Raw genomic sequence first — 17,322 nt, 5'->3', positions numbered from 1 at the left:
CGCTGCGGCGCCGTCATCGAGGCGTCACCGCGCGCCGTCCCATTGACCTGGCTTTTTCTCCTTGTGTATTCGCCCCCTCATAAATTGATAACTCTCCTCTGCCGGAACACTAATCACGTAAGACATTCATACTCCGTGGTATGCGTGGGCTATTGGATCGTCTTTCTGGAGGCCAGGCCAGAGACGATCAACCGGACGATGATACCCTCGAGTGCCGGGAAACAGCCACCTTTGAGTTTGACAGCGCCGACGTAGGCGGGCTGGAACAAAGGGTCAAAAGAATCGAGGCCGTACTAGAAACCGTGACCGGCAGCCATCCCATTACCCTGTCCCAGGAGAACGGCGAGTGGTTCGCTGAGGAGCCGGACTCTGGGGTTACAGGGAACGGCGAGAGCAAGGCCGAGGCGATCGCCCAGCTGGCCGAAGCACTTGGCCACGATGCCGGCGAGCTTGAGTTTTCGGAGTCTTTTCGCGAGGAACTCGACACTGGCGCGCACCAGATCGAGGCCGGTACCACCCACTCGGCCGAGGACGTCCGCAGCCGCCTCGGCATAGATGACTGAGGTCGAGTACTCAGACCTGGCCGTCGAGAAACTCGACTCATTCGAACCAAATGTTGCGGAGCGAGTCGTGAACAAGGTTGAGGAAGCAACTGAGTGGACAGATCACCGTCTTGAGCAACTCACCAATTCCGATTACTACAAACTCAGGATCGGTGACTATCGTGCGATAATCGACTGGGACAGGGACGGTGATGTTCTATTCGTGGTGGTCGTCGACCACCGAGATCGCGTCTACGATCGCTACCTGTAACTGTCAAATATCTCGAGACGGATGCTGTCGTAGCTCATCCGCCCACACCCCGGGAGCCGAGGCGCGAGCCGATCGCGCCGGAGATCTCCTCGACGGTCTTTTCGGCGGTCCGTTTGGGGGAGCCGGCGCCATCGACCTCGACGTTTATCTCGCCGATCCGGACGCCTCCATTGCCGCCGGCTCCGCGCCCCACCTCCGCCGCGGGGACGACCCGCTCGCCGGCGTGGAGCCGCGCGAGACCGCCGCGTTCGATGAAGCCGCCCTGGCGGAGCTGCGGCAGATCGATCGATCCCCCACCGACCGTCCACCCACTCTCGCCGGGCATCGGGTTCGGAATCGTTATCGAGGGGATGCTAATACTCGACGGAATGACGGCGTTGAACGCGTTCGCGAAGGCGTCCGTCACCGCGGATCCGATGGCACCCAACGTATCGACAACTCGATCCTTGACGGAGGTTATCGTTTCGACTATTCGCTCCCCAGTCCGGTCGAGGAACCCCGCTATTGCGTTCCAGGCATCCTCCCAGTCCCCCTGGAGAAGGGACATTGTGACCCGTATCGACGTGAGGAGGAGGTCGACGGCGGTGGTGACGACCGTCTTGATGATGCTGAAGGCGTTCTTCACTGCTGTTATGAGAACCGGTCCGAATATATTCGACCAGAGACCCGTAGCGACGTTTATGAATACGGTCATCACAGTTTGGACCACGCTCAGAATTCTCGAGATGACCGACTTGATCGTCCCGAACGCGGTATCGACGGCCGACATGACCGACTCTCCGTGAATCGCCCATAACTCTTCCATCGAGGCTAACGTCGGGGATATGAGATTTCGGTAGACGAATTCTATTACGTTAGTGACTACAGTTTTAATCCGCTCGAACGCACCAGTAATCGTGTCGCGAATGGTGCTGATGACGCGGCCAGTGGTGTCTCGAATCCCTCCCCAGTTGTTCGTCCATGCGACGTAGAGGGCCGCGGCAGCTCCCAGAACTGCGAGGATTCCCAGAACCAGTGGTCCGGAAAGAATCCCTGCGACCGTCGCTGCGACTCCACTGATGACGGAGATCGCCCCCGACAAGGCGCTGAACACCCAGCTGCTTGTCGCGGCGGCAGCTGCGATCCCCCCGATTGCTCCCGCCAGGAGGATGACGGTACTGATCGCTTCCCGAACCGGATCCGGAAGGTCACTATACGCGTCCTGCAGGTTGAACGCCATATCTGTGAGACTTCCTGCTGCCGGAAGGACGTCCCGAACGACGGTATCGGCGAACAGCGAGAACGCCATCCGGATGCCGGAGAGTTCGGCCCGCATGGTTGGGCTGGCGGAAAGGATTGCCCCCATCGTCGCCGCTGTCGCGATGCCGATCGCCTGGATGGCCGACTGGTGCCTTTCTTGCCACCGATTAATTTTCCCCGTCTCCTTTTGGGCAGTCTTCGCCGTCGTCTTGATCGAGTCGCGAACCCGTCGGTCGGCGCGAACGGCGTCTTTCGCGCCGTTTGCCTTGAACCTCAGCGCGACTTCCCCCACAGTTGCCATGTTATCGTACCTCCTTTAGCTTCGCCTCAAGCCGTCGTAGATTGGCTGGCGTCGAAAGGTCGGCGAAGAATTCGTTCATGAGAGTCCGGTACTCTGCTTCCGTCGGATCGCGACCCCCTTCGAGTAGTTTCTCGGCCGCTCGTCGATGCTTCGCCTGCTCGACAGGCGAGAGCAGATTCTTGTACCATTCGCCGATTTGATCATCGGTCATCTCCTCGACGTTTGGCGGCTTCGGGAATTTCTCGGGCGGGAGAGCCTCGTCGGACGTCTCGGTCACCGAGGAAACCGATGAGACGGCGTCGGGATCGCTCATCGCAAGTTACCTCCAGCGTCGCGGGACGTCGTGATCGATACGGGAGCGGCCGGCAGCGTGAGAATCTTGACGTCCTCATGGTGCAGCTGGGGAGCACTGTCGGGCATCGACTCCCATTCGGCTGCGACTTCTTGGGCCCGCTCCCACTCGTCTTCATCGACCCCTCGGGTCGCTTTGGGATGACTCCGTGGCTTCTCTTCCCCGCTTCGCGCCAGCTTCGCGAGCGAGGATCGGAGGGGATCCCGCGTGCGGTTATCCTCCTTGTTGTACCGTCTGATGGCGCGATTCACCCCCAGTACCGCCTCGGGCGATGGGAATCCATCACCGTCGGTCGAAAGGACGATCACCGTCCGGTCCTGGTCGGTCTCAAGCGCCTCGATGTCGATCCGACCGCTCGTCCCGCCGGGGATGGTGCTTCGGAGCTTGCTCCTCAGTTTGACGTGGAGCTCCTGGATGGAATCTCGGGGATGGGCGACCGGACGCGCCCACTCGATGAGAAGTGCGAAGCGCTCGCCCGTTCCGCCGACCGTGAAGCCCCCAGCCGCTTCGAGCAGGTCCTGGGGGTGGTGGTCGTCAGTCTGTACTTCCGTCGTGGGTTCTGCTTGTACGTTCGTCATGGTCAGTAGACACCTCGCTGGCGGGTGTCCGATTGGTCCGTTTCGGGTGAGGATTCGAGTTCAGTTACGCGCTGTTCGAGTTCGTCGAGCCGATCGGCGTGTTCATCGACGACGTCGAGGACCTGGCCCTGGGTATCGGTGAGTTCCTTGGCCGTGTCGCCGAACTCCTCGGCGACCCGAGCCGTTAGCCGATCGAGAATCTCCTCGACGAGCTCCTCGAGGACCTCGTCCGGGACGTCCTGGCGGGAGCCCCTGTCAGGGTCGGAGTCGAGATCGTCGCCGTTGTTCATCGGTCTCCTCCGTAGCGCCGACTGTTGAACACTACCTTCACCGTCCCCGTCGTCGGGACCGGATCGGCCGTGAGATGTGCGTTCACCGCTGCGGCGACCGTTATCCCGTCGATCAGCGCGACGGTGGCCGGGACGGCGTTCACGTTCCCTGGGTCCGCAGTACCTGCGTCGCCGGCGAGGGCATACTCCTGGAAGGTGTCGATGTCGTCAGAGGTGGTGATCGCCGCCTCCAGGTCGACGGCCTCGTCGGCGTCGACGTTGACGAGCTTGGCCGCCCAGTCGTGCTTTTGATCCCGATGGCGCGAGCCCCAGGTGTAGGCGTCAGCGTCGACGGCGTCACCGTTCGCGTCGGTGCCGACGTCTCGAGGGACGAGTATGCCGTCGGTCGTGATGTCGGTCGCGTCGATTTCGTAGACGTTTGTCATGGTTCAGAACCCCTCTCCGCTGGTCCCGGAGGTGTGGATGCGTCACCGCCGTCGGGATCGGCGAACGCCTCCAGGGCGCGCTCGGTCTCCCACCTCGAGCGCCGCGTCATGGGAGTTCCTCTAAGGCGTCGCCCGGGACGTCGTCACCCTCGCCCAGCTCGTCGACTGCATCGGTCACGGGATCCCCCAATCGTTCGGCCCCCGATCCGAAAGTCGTCATCACACTCCCTGCCTGGATTCGTGTTCGTCGATCAACCCCGCGATCAGATCGTTGAACGACGTGGATTCATACTCCTTTAAGTCCTCCAACCGGTTGTACGTCGACCGTCGGAGTGCAACGTTGATTCGGTCTCGTTGCTGTGTTACTTGTGACATGCATTCGGAGTGTGGAGGTGTGTGAGTATCCGTATGGTGCCAAACTGCCGGGTGAACGGGTGGGCGTTCGCCTGACCGTGTTCCCTTTCACTCCCCGGTTTGCCACTCGGAAGGTTCGACGATCTCGACGCGAACGAACCGCAGATCGGTAGGGTCTCGATTACGCCGGACGACACCGTCGGCTTCGAGCTGAGCCAGCGCCCGATCGAGTGTCGACACCGGCATATCGGCACGCTCGAGGAGAGTCGACCGGGTTACCGATCCACCACACGAGTCGATCACCTTCAGCAAACACTTCGCAGACCAAGGGAGATCGAGGTCAGAAAAAGAGACGTCCATGAATACATCTCGTGGCTGAGGGAGTTAGGAGTTGCGTCCACATCCTCGACGTCTTCTAAGGCAGGTATATTACTCTCCGCCAGCGGCGGTCAGCAGGCCGAAATTCTCGAGGGCCATTTCAAACTCGCAGAGGTGGCGCGGGTCCTCCGATCGCGCGAACTTCTCGAGGGCAAATGACGCCAGGTATCGACCCAGACGCCGGCGCGCGACAGGGTCGGAGTCTGCCGCCTCGATCGTGCCCGGGTGTTCAGACTCAACGAATCCGAGCAGCGCTGCGTGGAACTCCCGCGAGTACGCACCGTGGACGTAGTTGCCGTTCTCCCGCCCGGCGTTGTCGGCAGCGCCGCCGTGGAACGAGCAGCGGCCGTCGCCGACGTGGTCAGTCCCCTTCCCCGCTCGGTTCGAACAGTAGCCGACGAACACGCCGTCGTCGGATCGCCGGGCGTTGCAGTACCACCCCGGCAAGAGCTTCGGGACGTCATCGATCGGCTCGTCGAGAAGCTCCTCTTCGTCGACGGGTGGAGACGCCTCCCCGCCTACCACCGACGGGGTCCATGGGGTATTCGCTACATGACTGGGTCCATGGGGTACCGCCATCGACCAGATCCATGGGGTGTCCGTCTCCGAGAACTCCTCGACGAGCGATCCGGGCGAGTCGGGTGAGGTGTCTGACTGACTCATAGCGTTTTGTGTTCGGTTTCTAGGGAATCCGGTGCCGTGTCGGGGTCGAGGGGCTCGATTCGGAACCCGAGGAGGCGGCGTGCCGTCTCGTCGATCTGGTCCGGAGCGACAACCTCCCCGTCGCCGGCCTTCGGATCGTAGACCTCGATAGGGAGGGTGCGGGCTAACTCGAGCAACCGGCGGTTGGCGGTCTGCATCCCACAGCCGACGTACCGAGTCACCTGATGCGTTCCGACCCAGTCGTCGCCGGTGCGAAACTCTGCGAGGAGAACGGCGAAGAACTCCTCGTCGTCGTATTTCGTGTTTTTGGAGTGTGAGTGTGTCATGGTATCTGGCTTCGAGTAGCTCGAGACCGTCCGCTCACGGCGGCGCGTGGATCTCGCCGTCGGCCGGTGTCAGTCGGCGTCATGTGGCGGTGGGTCACCTCCGTTCCCTGTCAGGTAATCGGCGGTCGAGCCCGACGCCGCTGCTCCAGGACCGCGAACCGACAGTGACAGTCCCGATGTGCGGAAGTTCCACCAATAGTATTCCATACGGGCGACTTCCGCACTTTCCTCGTCGGTCAGCTCGTCGAGGTCGACCGGCTCGAGCTCGACCTCTCCGTGCTCGTTGAGCCGGTGAAGCCCATCGTCGCGCCAGACGAATCCACAGCCCTCAATCTCGACGTCGAGGGCGTCCCGATCGGCGAGCCGGTGAAGGTGGGTCCGAACCTGTCGCTCGGAGATCGAGACTTCCGCGGCGACGTCGGCCGTGGTGAACTCCCGCCCGAGGGCCTGGGCGGCGGCGATCACTTCACGCTCACCGTCCGCCCGGGTTCGAACGACGCGAGCGTCGTCACTCGCGGGCATCCAGTCGGGGAGCGTGTTCGTGTGGACGTAGACGACGGCGCCGTTGCCGTCGCGCCCGAACCGGAAGATCGCCTGGGTCGTCTGTGCGACGGTCATGTGCTCGGCGAGATCGTTGCCAGTCTCGCCGTAGTCGGTAGTGACGCCGGCCTCGAGCGGGATGTCTTCGCCGGGGTACCGAGGCTCGACAGTCTCCCCGAGGTATGCGCCCCACCGCTTGACCCACTTCGGGCCGAAGTTGCGGGCGCCGGCGACGACGCCGAGGCGACAGTCAGCAAGTTCGTTCGAACCGTGGACGTCGCCGTGCCATCGGACACCTGCGACGTCGTCGAGCGCACCCGCCTCGTCGTAGACGTCCTTCGCACGCTTGGTGGTGAGCAGCTCCGGCCTCTCGCCGTGCTCGTTCGCGATCGCCTCGAAGAGGGTCCGGTCCTCGTCGACGGTGACGCGCTGCTCGATGTTTTCCTCGTTCGTCGCGTAGGACTTGACGGCGTCCGTCGTTCTGACGACGTTCACCCCGAGGGCTTCGGTGACGTATCGGGTCTTCTCCTCGTCGCTGAGGACCTCCGTGTGCTCGAGTCGACGCCCGAGGGTGATGTCCCACAGCCGCGGGGTCGGCGTCCCGTCGAGTGCGATCACGTTCCGCGCGTAGGGGGTCGTTGGCGGCATGAGCAGGTGAACGACGCCGTCCTCGCGGTCGAACAGCCCGAGGTGGGCGTCGTCGCACGCCGCGGGGAAGCGAGCGCGTTCGAACTCGTTCCCGAGTGACTCGCCGGCGAGGATGGTGAACGTCGCCAGCGGGGCGAGTGCGTCCCCATCGTCGTCGAACGCCTGGCGGCCGTCGCGACCAAGGTTGTCGGTGAACCAGGCAAGCGCATCAGCGCGCGGCTCGGGCTCGGTGCGGCGCTCGAGCAGGTCGGTGTAGTCGTCGAACGGGAGCTCGTCCGTCGACGCGAGGAAGTGACTGACCGACTGTGCGGGATCGGTTATCGCCTGTTCGTAGTCGTCAGGGTACTCGTCGACGAACGTGACGCGGCCTTTCGTGACGCTGTCGTTGTGGAGGTGGTTGTAGTGGCCGACGAGGACGTCGTAGTCGTCGGGATCGAACCGCCAGGCAGCGGTGTGTGGGCACTCGCCGTCCTCCTGACACGGGAGCTCGATACCGTTCTCGGCGGCGTAGGAGTGAATCTCCTGACCGGTTGCGTTCCCGCCGAAGTACCACCGCTCGAAGGAGTTCTTCCAGCTCTCTCCGTGCTCACCTGTTGCGGTCGGACACCCGCCGTTTCCGTCGTCGTCACCGAACACGCGAGGGAGTACCTTCGCGCTGAGGCCTCGCTGCTCGGCTTCCGTCTTCACGGCGCCGTACATCTCGTTGTTCCCTCGCGGGACGGCGATCGTCGCCTTCTCGCCGGTCTGTTCGGTCGCGATGAGCGCGCCGGTCGTTTTCCCGCTGCCCGGGAGTGCCTCGAGGAGCGTATCGGTCCGCCCCTCGATCGCGTCGACGATCGCGTCGACGGTCCGGTCGCGTACCTCGTCGAGCGTGAGTCCGTCGCGATCGTCGGCAGTCCAATCCCACCCGTTCACCGCGGCGCGGCGGCGGGGCGACCCGAGCATGACGGCCGTGTGCTCGACGTCGTCACCGTCGGGGCGTTCGTAGTCGGGGAGGTCGTACCCGGCTTCGCGGGCCGCCTCGAAAATCTCGCGCCAGGTGTCCGTCTCGAGCCCGGTGTGATTCCAGTCGCCGCAGCTGATGACGCCCTGCTCGACGCCGACGAGGTGGAGCGCGTTCCCGGTGCAGTCGTGACGCCAGCAGCGCCAGGTGTCGCCACCCTCGTCGACCATGAAGTTCGCGCCGGTATCGGACCCGTGAAGCGGGTGTTCGCACCGCTCACCCTCGGGGTAGCGTCGACGTGAGACGACGTCGTGGACCGAGAGGTCGGTCCCGTCGCCACCGTCACCGTCGAGGGCGTCCCAGTCGACCGTATCCCGGTCTCGCTTCGCGGGGGTCGCCGGTCGGTAGGGCTCGATCAGTTCGCGGAGCTCGTCCTCGTCGACGGGTGCAATCGTGTCGCCCTGGAGCGGGCCGTACCGGTTGCCCGACGGGTGGAGCGATCCCGGTCCGACGACGTAGGACTGTTCGGCCCCTTTGACGTGGCCGAGTTCGTCCTCCGTCTCGGGGTCGATCAGCGGGATGTCCTCGTCGAGCCCGGGGACGTAGATGAACCAGTGCTCGCTCGTTCGCGATCCGGAGACCTGCCAGGCCGTCTCGGGGAGCGCGTCGAGGAGACCGTCGAGTCGATCGGGTTCGTCCGCGTCGACGACGGCCAGGTCGCCGCGCGTGACGACGCCGTAGTTGTGTCCGACGTCGAGGTACGCCTCGAGGACGGGGTCGGCGGGGCTGAGCAGGTTCTCCGGCGTCCGGGGGCGACGAGCGCCCTTCTCGCCGGGGTCGAACGGGATGAACGCCTCGCCCAGTTCGTCGAGCGGTGCCGGGACGGTATCGACTGGTTCGCCGAGTGATGTATCTGTATCTGGAGAGGTTTCCGGAGCGGCGTCCGAATCGGTCGACTTCTCGGACGACGTGATAGGTTCATCGCTGGCGACCGCGTCTTGGTGAGAATCGCAGAGGGAGACGCGTTGCGTGGGATCGACCGCCTCGCGCTCGCAGTGCGGGAGGGTGCACTGACGGGCCGGCGGGACGGTCACGCCGAACACCTCCAGACGAGAAACCGCAGGACGGCGTCGGGATTAGACCCTTTATCAGTGTTGGATCTAAACCTTTTATTGGACGCCAGGACAGGGATTTGAACCCTGAATCCCGAAAGGGAACACGCTTTCCAGGCGTGCGCCTTACCGTTCGGCCATCCTGGCTCCGCCCGTAGGTTGCCGACTGGGTCGAATAAGTCTTGCGAGGTCGGTCGACGGCGTGGGGTCGGCGAGTGTATCGCGACGGGTTAGCGGCCGTGCTCGCTCGCCCACCTGCGGAGTCGGCGCTCGTACCGGTAGGTCACCGCTGCGGTGGCGCCGGTCACGACGAACCCGACGGCGAGTACACGCGCGATCGATAGCTCGACGGTCTCGAACCCCACCACTCCAAGAGCGAGCACCAGGAAGGTCAGTCCGCCGACGATCCCCCACAGGAGGGCGGACTTCGCGCGCGGATGCACGCCTACTCGAGGTTGGCGATGGCCTCGATCTCGACACCGGCGCCCTTGGGCAGGTTGGCCACCTCGACCGCGCTGCGGGCCGGCGGCTCGTCGTCGAAGTAGGTGGCGTAGGTCTCGTTCATCTCGTCGAAGTCGTCGATGTCGGCGAGGAAGACCGTCGTCTTGAGGACGTCGGCAGGCGTCGCGCCCTTCTCCTGTAGGATCGCGACGAGGTTATCGAGTGCCTGCTCGGTCTGGACGGCGATGGGTTCGTCGTCCAGCAACTCGCCGTCGGGCGTCAACGGAATCTGACCCGCGGTGAAGAGGATCGAGCCGTTGGTCGTCGCCTGGCTGTAGGCACCGACCGCGGCCGGTGCGTCGTCCGTGCTGATTACACGCTTCATGCGTGGTGCTGGGGCGGCGCAGAATATAAATGGCGGCGAAACCGGATCGGGTGATCGTTCGTCGAGTCCGTGCGGGCCGCCGACCGAGGGGGATGGCGCAGCCGTCGCACCGTCCGCTATAGCGGCCGTCGCTGGAATTTCGCCAGAAGGGGCTCCGAGTCGGGGACAAAATGGGTTGGTCAGCCGCGGACGGCGGTATTCGATCGGGACCTGCTATCACGGCCGTTCGCCGTTCACTCCTCGTCGTCGAGTTCGAGGTCGAACTGCTCGTTCTCGGTGACGGCGTTCAGGACGACACTCGTGTTCGACTCCTTGATGTCCGGGTCGGTCAGTAGCATCTTGATCTGCTCGTTCATGCCGTCGGTATCCATGAACTTGCCGACCGCGGTTACGTCGTAGTCGCCAGTCACTTCGTACACGGAGGTCATCTGTCGGTGCTCGCGCAGCCGGTCGGTGATCTCGGGGAGCGCATCGCCCTCGACCTTGAGCTGGATGATGGCGGTGACGTCGTAGCCGAGCGCACCGTAGTCGACGCGCGGCGTGTAGCCGTCGATCACGCCGCCGTCTTCTAGGTCCGACAGGTGGTTCGAGATGGTCGTCACCGAGACGTCCAGGTCCTCCGCGAGGCTCCGGAGACTCGCCCGCCCGTCCCCCAGTAGGGCATTCACCAACTTCGAGTCCAGATTTTCGTACGTCATCAACTGGCGCTACTCATTCCACCCACTATAACTTTACGAATGTATGTTTTCGTCTCGTAGATCGAGGATTTGCGTGGATCAGTAGGGTTTTAGTGGAGGGGATGGATGTGAAAGACGAACATCGGATGACAACCGGCAATCTCACAAGCACGGAAGAATCGGTGCTCGAAACGATCGAACACGAAGATATCGACTTTCTCAGGCTCCAGTTTACTGATATTCTCGGAGTTGTAAAAAATGTCTCGGTTCCGGCCCGTCAGGCGGAGAAGGCGTTCCGGGAAGGGATCTACTTCGATGGGTCGTCCATCGAGGGTTTCGTTCGCATTCAGGAGTCGGACATGCGACTCATTCCGGACCCGGAGACGTTCGCCATCCTCCCGTGGCGGACGAACGAACAGGGTGCCGCAGCGCGCATGATTTGCGACGTCGTCGACACCTCGACCGGCGAGCCGTTCGCCGGTGATCCGCGAACGGTTCTCAAGGGCGCGCTCGACCGCGCGAGTGAACTGGGGTACACCGTCAACGCCGCCCCGGAACCCGAATTCTTCCTCTTCGAAGAGGACGACGAGGGACGCGCGACGACGCGAACCAACGACGCCGGCGGTTACTTCGACGTCGCGCCGAAGGACCTCGCCAGCGACGTGCGCCGCGACATCATCTACGGCCTGGAGAACATGGGCTTCGAGATCGAGGCCAGCCACCACGAGGTCGCCGAAGGGCAACACGAGATCAACTTCGAGTACGACGACGCCCTCTCGACGGCGGACAACGTCGCCACGTTCCGAACGGTCGTCCGCGCCATCGCCGCTCAGCACGACCTCCACGCGACCTTCATGCCCAAACCGATTCCGCGGATCAACGGCTCGGGTATGCACACCCACCTGTCGCTGTTCACCGAGGACGGCGAGAACGCCTTCCACGACGGTGACGACGAGTTCGACCTCTCCGAGACGGCCCACTCGTTCCTGGCGGGTATCCTCGAACACGCCCCCGCGATCACCGCGATCGCGAACCCGACCGTCAACAGCTACAAGCGCCTTGTTCCGGGCTACGAGGCGCCGGTGTACGTCGCCTGGTCGGACCGCAACCGCTCTGCGCTCATCCGTAAACCCGCCGCGCGTGTCCCCGCCGCCTCGCGCGTCGAAGCCCGCTTCCCCGACCCGTCGTGTAACCCCTACCTCGCCCTCGCCGCGCTAATCCACGCCGGACTCGACGGCATCGAACGCGGCCTCGACGCGCCCGACCCGGTCCGTGAAAACATCTACGAGTTCGACGAGGCCAAACGCGAGGAGTACGGCATCGAGACGCTCCCGTCGAACCTCGGCGAGGCGATCGACGCGCTCGAGGACAACGAGGTTATCAAAGGCGCCCTCGGCAAGCACGTGAGTGAAAAGTTCGTCGAGGCCAAGCGCCAGGAGTTCCAGGATTACCTCGTCGACGTCTCTCAGTGGGAGCTCGATCGGTACCTCGAGACGTTCTGAGTCGACTCGAACGAGACGTGTATTCGGGCGAACGATCCGCCGTGGACACCGATCAGGATCGCCAGTCGCCGATCGCGTTTCTGGCCCGGCCCGGAAGGCCGAGAATCGAGAGTGTCAGTCCGAACACGACCATCAACACGTAGACGCCGAGCGTCGACGTCCAGACGACGAACATCGCGAGGACCGCCATCCCATCGGAGAGGAAGTAGTACGCCGCGATCGTCATAGCCGTCCCGTAGAGCAACACGAGGTACGGACCCCAGCCGTGGGCGTGACCGCGTCTGACGCGGCGACGAACGTAGCGTCTGAGGTCTGCCTCCAGCGTCTCCCGCTCGACCGTTCGCTCGTCGACTCCCGCCTCCAGATCCTCGAGTTCCGCACGGAGTCGCTCGATCTCCTCGCGCAGGGCTGCCGGGTCGTCGACCCGGTCGCCGGTTCGGCGGGCTCCCGACGGCTCCGTCCCAGCTCGGCTCTCGTCGTCGCGGTCCGTGGCGTCGTCGGTCATCGCTCCTCGGCGGAACTGTCGAGAGCGGGGACTTTGTAGCTGCCGGTCCAGTCCGGTCGGGGAGAAACTCGTACAGACGAGCGTCCCCGGGGCGACGGATCGTGGTCCGACATGCTGGTGTGCGAGACGGGGCGTCACCGGCGGATCGTGCGCAACCGGGACGACCAGGTTCCAGTCCGTCTCCCACAGTTATAGGCCCGCGAAGTATCGGTGCGTACCGGTGGGAACGGTCCGACAGCGTGTCGTCCTACTCGAGCAGCCCGAGGTCCTCGAGGCGCGAGACGATCTTGTCGACCGCGTGTTCGGCGTCCTCGGGCTTTTTGCCACCGGTGATGACGAGTTTGCCGGAGCCGAACAGCAGCGCGACGACTTCCGGTTCGTCGAGACGGTAGACGAGGCCAGGGAACTGCTCCGGTTCGTACTCGATGTTCTCCAGTCCGAGACCGATGGCGATCGCGTTCAGGTTCAGGTTGCGTCCGAGATCGGCCGAGGTGACGATGTTCTGGACGACGATCTCGGGGTCCTCGTTGACCTGAATCTGGAGTTCGCGCAGCTTGTCGAAGACGATGCGCAGGCTCTCGTGGACGTCGTCGGTACTTTTCGCGCCGGTGCAGACGATCTTCCCGGAGCGGAAGATGAGTGCCGCGGACTTGGGATTCTGGGTGCGGTAGACGAGACCGGGGAACTGCTCGGGGTCGTAGTCGGCCCCTTCGAGGTCCATCGCGACGCTCTGGAGGTCGAGTTCCTGCCCGATACCGGTCGACGCCACCACGTTTTCGATGTTTATGGTGTCCTTCGGATCCGTCATTGGTCGCTTAAAAAGACGTATTTAACCTTTATAAAGGTTGGTACCGTTCGCTGATCGGTCACTGGCGTCGACCGATCGGGACACACGTGAAACGGTCACAACCAGCGCGTGAGCGGATCACGACAGGGTCTGGCGGGCGTCGAGTCTGGGCGGGTACCGTCCCGGACCGGCAACAGTTGCGACGTGTGCACTTGGTGGGTTCCAGGGGCCGGCGTGAATGCCACGTGGCTGACGCGCTGAAGACGGCCGAAAGCACCGTACTCGTCTTCGTCGCACGTGGCAGCCGTATCGCGCCGAAGGGCCTACCGTCTCGGCGCATCGCGACACGGCGACTGAATCGCTGGCATCGGATCACCGGCGACGGTATGCCGACGCCGAATCGGGAAAAGCGGTACGCTCATACATCGCGCGGCGTCACTCACTGTCGTGTATCTCCTCGAACTCGGCGGCGAGGACGACGCCTTCGCGGCGTACGAGGCGGAGAGCGCCGCGGTCGACGTCGACCCGCTCGCGCCGGGGCTCGCCGTCGCGAAGGCCATCTCCGTCGACCGGGTTCGCGGGCTCGCGTACACCCACCGCGCGAGCGACCTCGTGGGACACACGGACGCCGACGTCGGGAGCGCTCGTGCCCTCCTGGAGGCGGCCTCGTTCGACCGTGAGGGGACCGTCGCCGTCCGCGCGACCGACGTGAAGGGGACGAGCGGTGTGGACACCGCCGCGGCGGAGCGCACCCTCGGACAGGTCCTCGTCGATCGCCGGTTCGACGTGGACCTCGACGACCCGGACCACGTGCTTCGCGCGGCGTTTTCGGCGGGAGAACTCCTCGACGATACCGCCGACGGGGCCAGTGGGGCAAATGCGTCCACGAAGTCGTCCACCGACCGGCGCTCCGTCTGCGCGCTCGGCTGGCTCGAAGCGGAGAGTGTCCGCGACTACGGTGATCGCCGGCCGACCGACAAACCGTTCTTCCAGCCGGGGAGCATGGATCCGCTGCTCGCCCGCGCGGTCGTCAATCTCGCCGGCGCGCGCTCCGGAAGGACTGTCCTCGATCCGATGTGCGGGACCGGCGGCGTCCTCGTCGAGGCGGGCCTCGTCGGCGCGGACGTGATCGGCACCGACGCGCAGGAAAAGATGGTTCGCGGCGCGCGCGAGAATCTCGAACACTTTCTCGACCGCGAGGGGCCGTCGCCGGTCGGCGTCGGTTGTGGCGACTGGCACGTCGCTCGCGGGGACGGAACGCGCCTCGCCCTCGCCGACGACGCCGTCGACGCCGTCGTCTTCGACGCGCCCTACGGCCGCCAGTCGAAGATCGAGACCCACCGGCTGGACGACCTCGTGGCTGGTGCGCTCACAGAAGCCCGTCGCGTCGCCGATCGGGCGGTCCTCGTCGCCGACCGCTCGTGGGCCGAAGCGGCGCGCGAGGTCGGTTGGTCGATCGAGGCATCCTTCGAGCGGCGCGTCCATCGATCGCTGACGCGGTACGTGCTGGTGCTCGGTCCAGCAACCGCTCCCTCGTGAGTGCAGTCGGTCGTTCCCGCGTGTCGGGGACCAGATGCGGCTTTATTGTGTCCGATCGCCACTATACGAACGCGATGGACCCACAGACGCTTCGCGACCGGCTCCAGGAGAACGGTGAACTGATGGTCAACGTCTCTGACTTCGACGCCCAGATCGAACTGCACCTCCACGACACGGAGATCGAGGAGGACACCGTCACCCTCGAACTCGTCGACGGCACGCTCGAGTTCGACACCGACGAGGTCATCGGCGCGTGGAAACACTACCACTCGCTCGAAGACTACGGCCTCGACTGACGACGCACGTCGGGCATCGCCCCGGCCGCGGCTGTCGACGAAGAACCGACCGACCGCGAGCGAGCCGTCGAGCCGTAAGCGACCCTTTTACCCAGCCACCTCGACCGTGTACGCCCCAGATCGAGGCCACCTGTGTTGACTGGTGAGAGAAACGCCCTTCCACGCGGTCGCGGAATCGCCACGGATCACCGCGACAGGACGAAACCGGACCCGGTGCGGTGGCGTCCGACGCCGTCGTCGCGACGCACGACCCGGACGCGAACAGTGGAAGAAGACGAACCAGATCGCCCTCCGAACACCCCCTATCGAAGCGCGTCCCTCACGAACGTTCGAGAGAACGAGAACGGTTCCGTCGATGGTTTAGATACCAAAATACGCCCCATTGCCAGTAGACATAAGTCACAATCACCCGCCGTGTCCGCACAGCGACGAACCCGTGATCACGATTCGGACGCTCGAACCGCGGCTGCACACCGCGGTTCCCAGTGACTGTCCGCTGGACGGTGAGACCGTCGCAACGATGCTAGCCGGGGCGACCCGTTGACCGACGTCCCCGATCCCGAATCGTGTCCGTTCCCACCGTGTCCGGTCTGCGGAAGTCCGGTCGTGCGGATCACGTCCTCGGGCCCACACGCGCACACCGTCGGGCCCTGTGGCTGCGGACTGACGCTGACCGAGGTCCGGACGGTGCGCGAGGACACTCAGCGGAACGAGACCAGCGAGCCGACCGGCGGGACCCGGTGACGGACGGTCGGCGCCCGGTATCGACGGTCTGGGCGCCGTCGGGGCGTCCCGATCGGTCGTCGAACGACCGGGGACGGGACGGATCGAGTCGGGGACACGCGCTCTGGCGGGTGTCACTCGACCGCCGACACGGCCCGCTCGCGCAGTCGCTCGCCATCGTCCGTCTCGACGGTGAGATCGGGGACGGGCACGGTCTCTCCCGACTCGTCGATCGCGACGAAGGTGAACGCAGAGGCCGTCGTCCGCTCGGTGTCGCCCGTTCGCGGATCCTCCCGCCAGGCCCGGAGCGCGACGTCAGCGCTCGTCTCACCTGCATCGTAGACGTACGCCTCGACCAGCGCCGTGTCGCCGACGTGGAGCGGTCGCTCGAAGGCGAGTTCTGTCACCCCGGCCGTGACGCACGCTTCGCCGGCAAAGCGCGTCGCCGACATCGTCGCCACCTCGTCGAGCCACCGCATCAAATTCCCACCGTGGAGCGTCCCCAGGCTGTTCGCGTGGTGCGGTTCGACGGGGAAGCGATTCCGGATGCGTGTGTCCAGAAGCGTCGGCATACCAGACCAACGTCCCGTCTGGTCAATAGACTGGCGCCGCACATATTCCCCGTCTGGCTATCAGAAGAATACAGCCCGACTACATAAGTCACCACAATCAAATCAGACCTACTCCCTCCCAGGATTTTATGGTGATCCATCTCCTTCGTTCGAACGACGGTGATACCATGGGAGAAACGGATTCCGAATCCGGCGAGCAGTACGGCACCGCTCAGTTGAACCATCGCGGTCGGCTCACGATTCCCAAGGGGCTTCGAGACGATCTGAATCTGGAGGACGGGACGGAATTCGAGGTCGTTCGGGATGGAGGGACGATCCGTCTCGAGCGAAAGCTCCCCGCTCTCGAGACCCTCACGCGGGGAGAAGAATGGGGAGACGAAGCATTTCGCGACGCTGGAGAAGCGACGTTCGGTGACAGATGAACGCACGCCGAATTCTCCCGGATCTCAACGCGGTCTCGATCCTGCTCGTCGACGACCACCCTGGACATCCGTTCGTCTCGGACATGCTCACGCCAGCGTTAGACGGACACGATACGCTGCTGGGATTTGGCTATCTTCCGCTTCGGATTCAGTGGGTACTAGAAGACCTGGGATTCGAAACGCACGAGGCGCGAAACGCCGTTTCGTCGCTCCTCCAGTATCCGATCGAGTTCGTCGGCGTCGACGATCGAACCGTTCTGGACGCCTACGACATCAGCGCGGAGAAGAATCACGACGTCTACGATTGCTTTTACGTCGCGCTGGCCCGGCAAGCGGACGCCGACGTCCTGCTAACGACCGATCGCGATTTCGAAGCTCTCTGCGAAACCGAATCCGTCGAGTACCGTAATCCAGTACCGACGGACGTACTCGAGGACTTTCACACCGTCGGTGAAAGCAACTGATCGAAGCGCCAGCCCGATTCGCGACACGACGGTTGCGACGTGACTGT

The 17,322-nt window shown here is 64.0% G+C and carries 21 protein-coding genes, 1 tRNA gene and 1 pseudogene; 7 read left to right on the top strand and 16 right to left on the bottom strand.

Features of this window, described 5'->3' with window-relative positions; translation table 11 throughout:
- Positions 1–140: 140 nt before the first annotated feature.
- Both NO366_RS07945 and NO366_RS07940 read left to right on the top strand, forming a co-directional pair.
- The gene (locus NO366_RS07945) at positions 141–563 is read left to right on the top strand and encodes a type II toxin-antitoxin system HicB family antitoxin (RefSeq protein ID WP_256533791.1); all 423 of its coding nucleotides are present in this window, start codon (positions 141–143) and stop codon (positions 561–563) included.
- Positions 556–813 (top strand): type II toxin-antitoxin system RelE family toxin, encoded by a 258-nt coding sequence (locus tag NO366_RS07940; protein WP_256533790.1) that lies wholly within the window; start codon positions 556–558, stop codon positions 811–813. The genes NO366_RS07945 and NO366_RS07940 overlap by 8 nt, the downstream gene beginning before the upstream one ends.
- Before the next feature lie 34 nt (positions 814–847).
- Here NO366_RS07940 and NO366_RS07935 read toward each other — a convergent pair whose 3' ends face one another.
- From NO366_RS07935 to lrp, 13 genes are all read right to left on the bottom strand, one after another.
- Positions 848–2,353 carry a phage tail family protein gene (locus NO366_RS07935; RefSeq protein WP_256533789.1) on the bottom strand — a complete coding sequence of 502 codons (1,506 nt, stop codon included), beginning with the start codon at positions 2,351–2,353 and terminating at the stop codon, positions 848–850.
- A 1-nt stretch (position 2,354) separates the two neighbouring features.
- Positions 2,355–2,666 (bottom strand): hypothetical protein, encoded by a 312-nt coding sequence (locus NO366_RS07930; RefSeq protein ID WP_256533788.1) that lies wholly within the window; start codon positions 2,664–2,666, stop codon positions 2,355–2,357.
- Entirely contained in the window at positions 2,663–3,283 is a 621-nt protein-coding gene (locus tag NO366_RS07925) for a hypothetical protein (protein WP_256533787.1), read from the bottom strand. The genes NO366_RS07930 and NO366_RS07925 overlap by 4 nt, the downstream gene beginning before the upstream one ends.
- A 2-nt stretch (positions 3,284–3,285) precedes the next feature.
- Positions 3,286–3,573, bottom strand: coding sequence for a hypothetical protein (locus NO366_RS07920; RefSeq protein WP_256533786.1), 288 nt, complete (start codon positions 3,571–3,573; stop codon positions 3,286–3,288).
- On the bottom strand, positions 3,570–3,998 hold the full coding sequence (locus NO366_RS07915) for a hypothetical protein (protein ID WP_256533785.1): 429 nt from the start codon (positions 3,996–3,998) through the stop codon (positions 3,570–3,572). Before NO366_RS07915 ends, NO366_RS07920 begins: the two co-directional genes overlap by 4 nt.
- A gap of 219 nt (positions 3,999–4,217) precedes the next feature.
- Positions 4,218–4,373 (bottom strand): hypothetical protein, encoded by a 156-nt coding sequence (locus NO366_RS07910; RefSeq protein WP_256533784.1) that lies wholly within the window; start codon positions 4,371–4,373, stop codon positions 4,218–4,220.
- A 408-nt stretch (positions 4,374–4,781) separates the two neighbouring features.
- Complete coding sequence (locus NO366_RS07905) at positions 4,782–5,393, bottom strand: hypothetical protein (RefSeq protein ID WP_256533783.1); 612 nt, start codon at positions 5,391–5,393, stop codon at positions 4,782–4,784.
- Positions 5,390–5,719, bottom strand: coding sequence for a hypothetical protein (locus NO366_RS07900; RefSeq protein WP_256533782.1), 330 nt, complete (start codon positions 5,717–5,719; stop codon positions 5,390–5,392). The genes NO366_RS07905 and NO366_RS07900 overlap by 4 nt, the downstream gene beginning before the upstream one ends.
- Before the next feature lie 69 nt (positions 5,720–5,788).
- Complete coding sequence (locus NO366_RS07895) at positions 5,789–8,944, bottom strand: bifunctional DNA primase/polymerase (protein WP_256533781.1); 3,156 nt, start codon at positions 8,942–8,944, stop codon at positions 5,789–5,791.
- Between the two features lie 83 nt (positions 8,945–9,027).
- Positions 9,028–9,109: transfer RNA gene (locus NO366_RS07890), tRNA-Ser, on the bottom strand.
- An 83-nt stretch (positions 9,110–9,192) separates the two neighbouring features.
- Positions 9,193–9,405 carry a DUF7981 family protein gene (locus NO366_RS07885; RefSeq protein ID WP_256533780.1) on the bottom strand — a complete coding sequence of 71 codons (213 nt, stop codon included), beginning with the start codon at positions 9,403–9,405 and terminating at the stop codon, positions 9,193–9,195.
- Between the two features lie 2 nt (positions 9,406–9,407).
- Positions 9,408–9,788 (bottom strand): Rid family detoxifying hydrolase, encoded by a 381-nt coding sequence (locus NO366_RS07880; RefSeq protein ID WP_256533779.1) that lies wholly within the window; start codon positions 9,786–9,788, stop codon positions 9,408–9,410.
- Between the two features lie 233 nt (positions 9,789–10,021).
- On the bottom strand, positions 10,022–10,486 hold the full coding sequence (lrp, locus tag NO366_RS07875) for an HTH-type transcriptional regulator Lrp (protein ID WP_256533778.1): 465 nt from the start codon (positions 10,484–10,486) through the stop codon (positions 10,022–10,024).
- Between the two features lie 125 nt (positions 10,487–10,611).
- Here lrp and glnA point away from each other — a divergent pair, with 125 nt between their 5' ends.
- A complete protein-coding gene (gene glnA / locus NO366_RS07870) occupies positions 10,612–11,967 on the top strand; it encodes a type I glutamate--ammonia ligase (protein ID WP_256533777.1) in 1,356 nt (451 codons plus the stop codon).
- A gap of 52 nt (positions 11,968–12,019) precedes the next feature.
- On the opposite strand, the pseudogene NO366_RS07865 reads toward glnA, so the two are convergent.
- Positions 12,020–12,523: pseudogene (locus tag NO366_RS07865) on the bottom strand (hypothetical protein); the annotation flags it as partial.
- A 196-nt stretch (positions 12,524–12,719) separates the two neighbouring features.
- Positions 12,720–13,280 carry a TATA-box-binding protein gene (locus NO366_RS07860; RefSeq protein ID WP_006671604.1) on the bottom strand — a complete coding sequence of 187 codons (561 nt, stop codon included), beginning with the start codon at positions 13,278–13,280 and terminating at the stop codon, positions 12,720–12,722.
- A 426-nt stretch (positions 13,281–13,706) separates the two neighbouring features.
- On the opposite strand from NO366_RS07860, the gene NO366_RS07855 reads away from it, so the two are divergent.
- On the top strand, positions 13,707–14,798 hold the full coding sequence (locus NO366_RS07855) for a methyltransferase domain-containing protein (RefSeq protein WP_256533776.1): 1,092 nt from the start codon (positions 13,707–13,709) through the stop codon (positions 14,796–14,798).
- A 74-nt stretch (positions 14,799–14,872) separates the two neighbouring features.
- Positions 14,873–15,094, top strand: coding sequence for a hypothetical protein (locus tag NO366_RS07850; RefSeq protein ID WP_256533775.1), 222 nt, complete (start codon positions 14,873–14,875; stop codon positions 15,092–15,094).
- A gap of 857 nt (positions 15,095–15,951) precedes the next feature.
- Here NO366_RS07850 and NO366_RS07845 read toward each other — a convergent pair.
- Positions 15,952–16,389 (bottom strand): acyl-CoA thioesterase, encoded by a 438-nt coding sequence (locus tag NO366_RS07845; RefSeq protein WP_256533774.1) that lies wholly within the window; start codon positions 16,387–16,389, stop codon positions 15,952–15,954.
- A gap of 167 nt (positions 16,390–16,556) precedes the next feature.
- On the opposite strand from NO366_RS07845, the gene NO366_RS07840 reads away from it, so the two are divergent.
- Both NO366_RS07840 and NO366_RS07835 read left to right on the top strand, forming a co-directional pair.
- Positions 16,557–16,811 (top strand): AbrB/MazE/SpoVT family DNA-binding domain-containing protein, encoded by a 255-nt coding sequence (locus tag NO366_RS07840; protein ID WP_256533773.1) that lies wholly within the window; start codon positions 16,557–16,559, stop codon positions 16,809–16,811.
- Positions 16,808–17,275, top strand: coding sequence for a type II toxin-antitoxin system VapC family toxin (locus NO366_RS07835; RefSeq protein WP_256533772.1), 468 nt, complete (start codon positions 16,808–16,810; stop codon positions 17,273–17,275). The genes NO366_RS07840 and NO366_RS07835 overlap by 4 nt, the downstream gene beginning before the upstream one ends.
- Positions 17,276–17,322 lie beyond the last annotated feature (47 nt).

It is taken from the genome of Halovivax cerinus, from assembly GCF_024498195.1.
GTDB classification, from domain to species: domain Archaea; phylum Halobacteriota; class Halobacteria; order Halobacteriales; family Natrialbaceae; genus Halovivax; species Halovivax cerinus.
The sequence above is the reverse complement of the archived record's forward strand: the minus strand, read 5'-3'. Positions and strand labels throughout refer to the sequence as shown.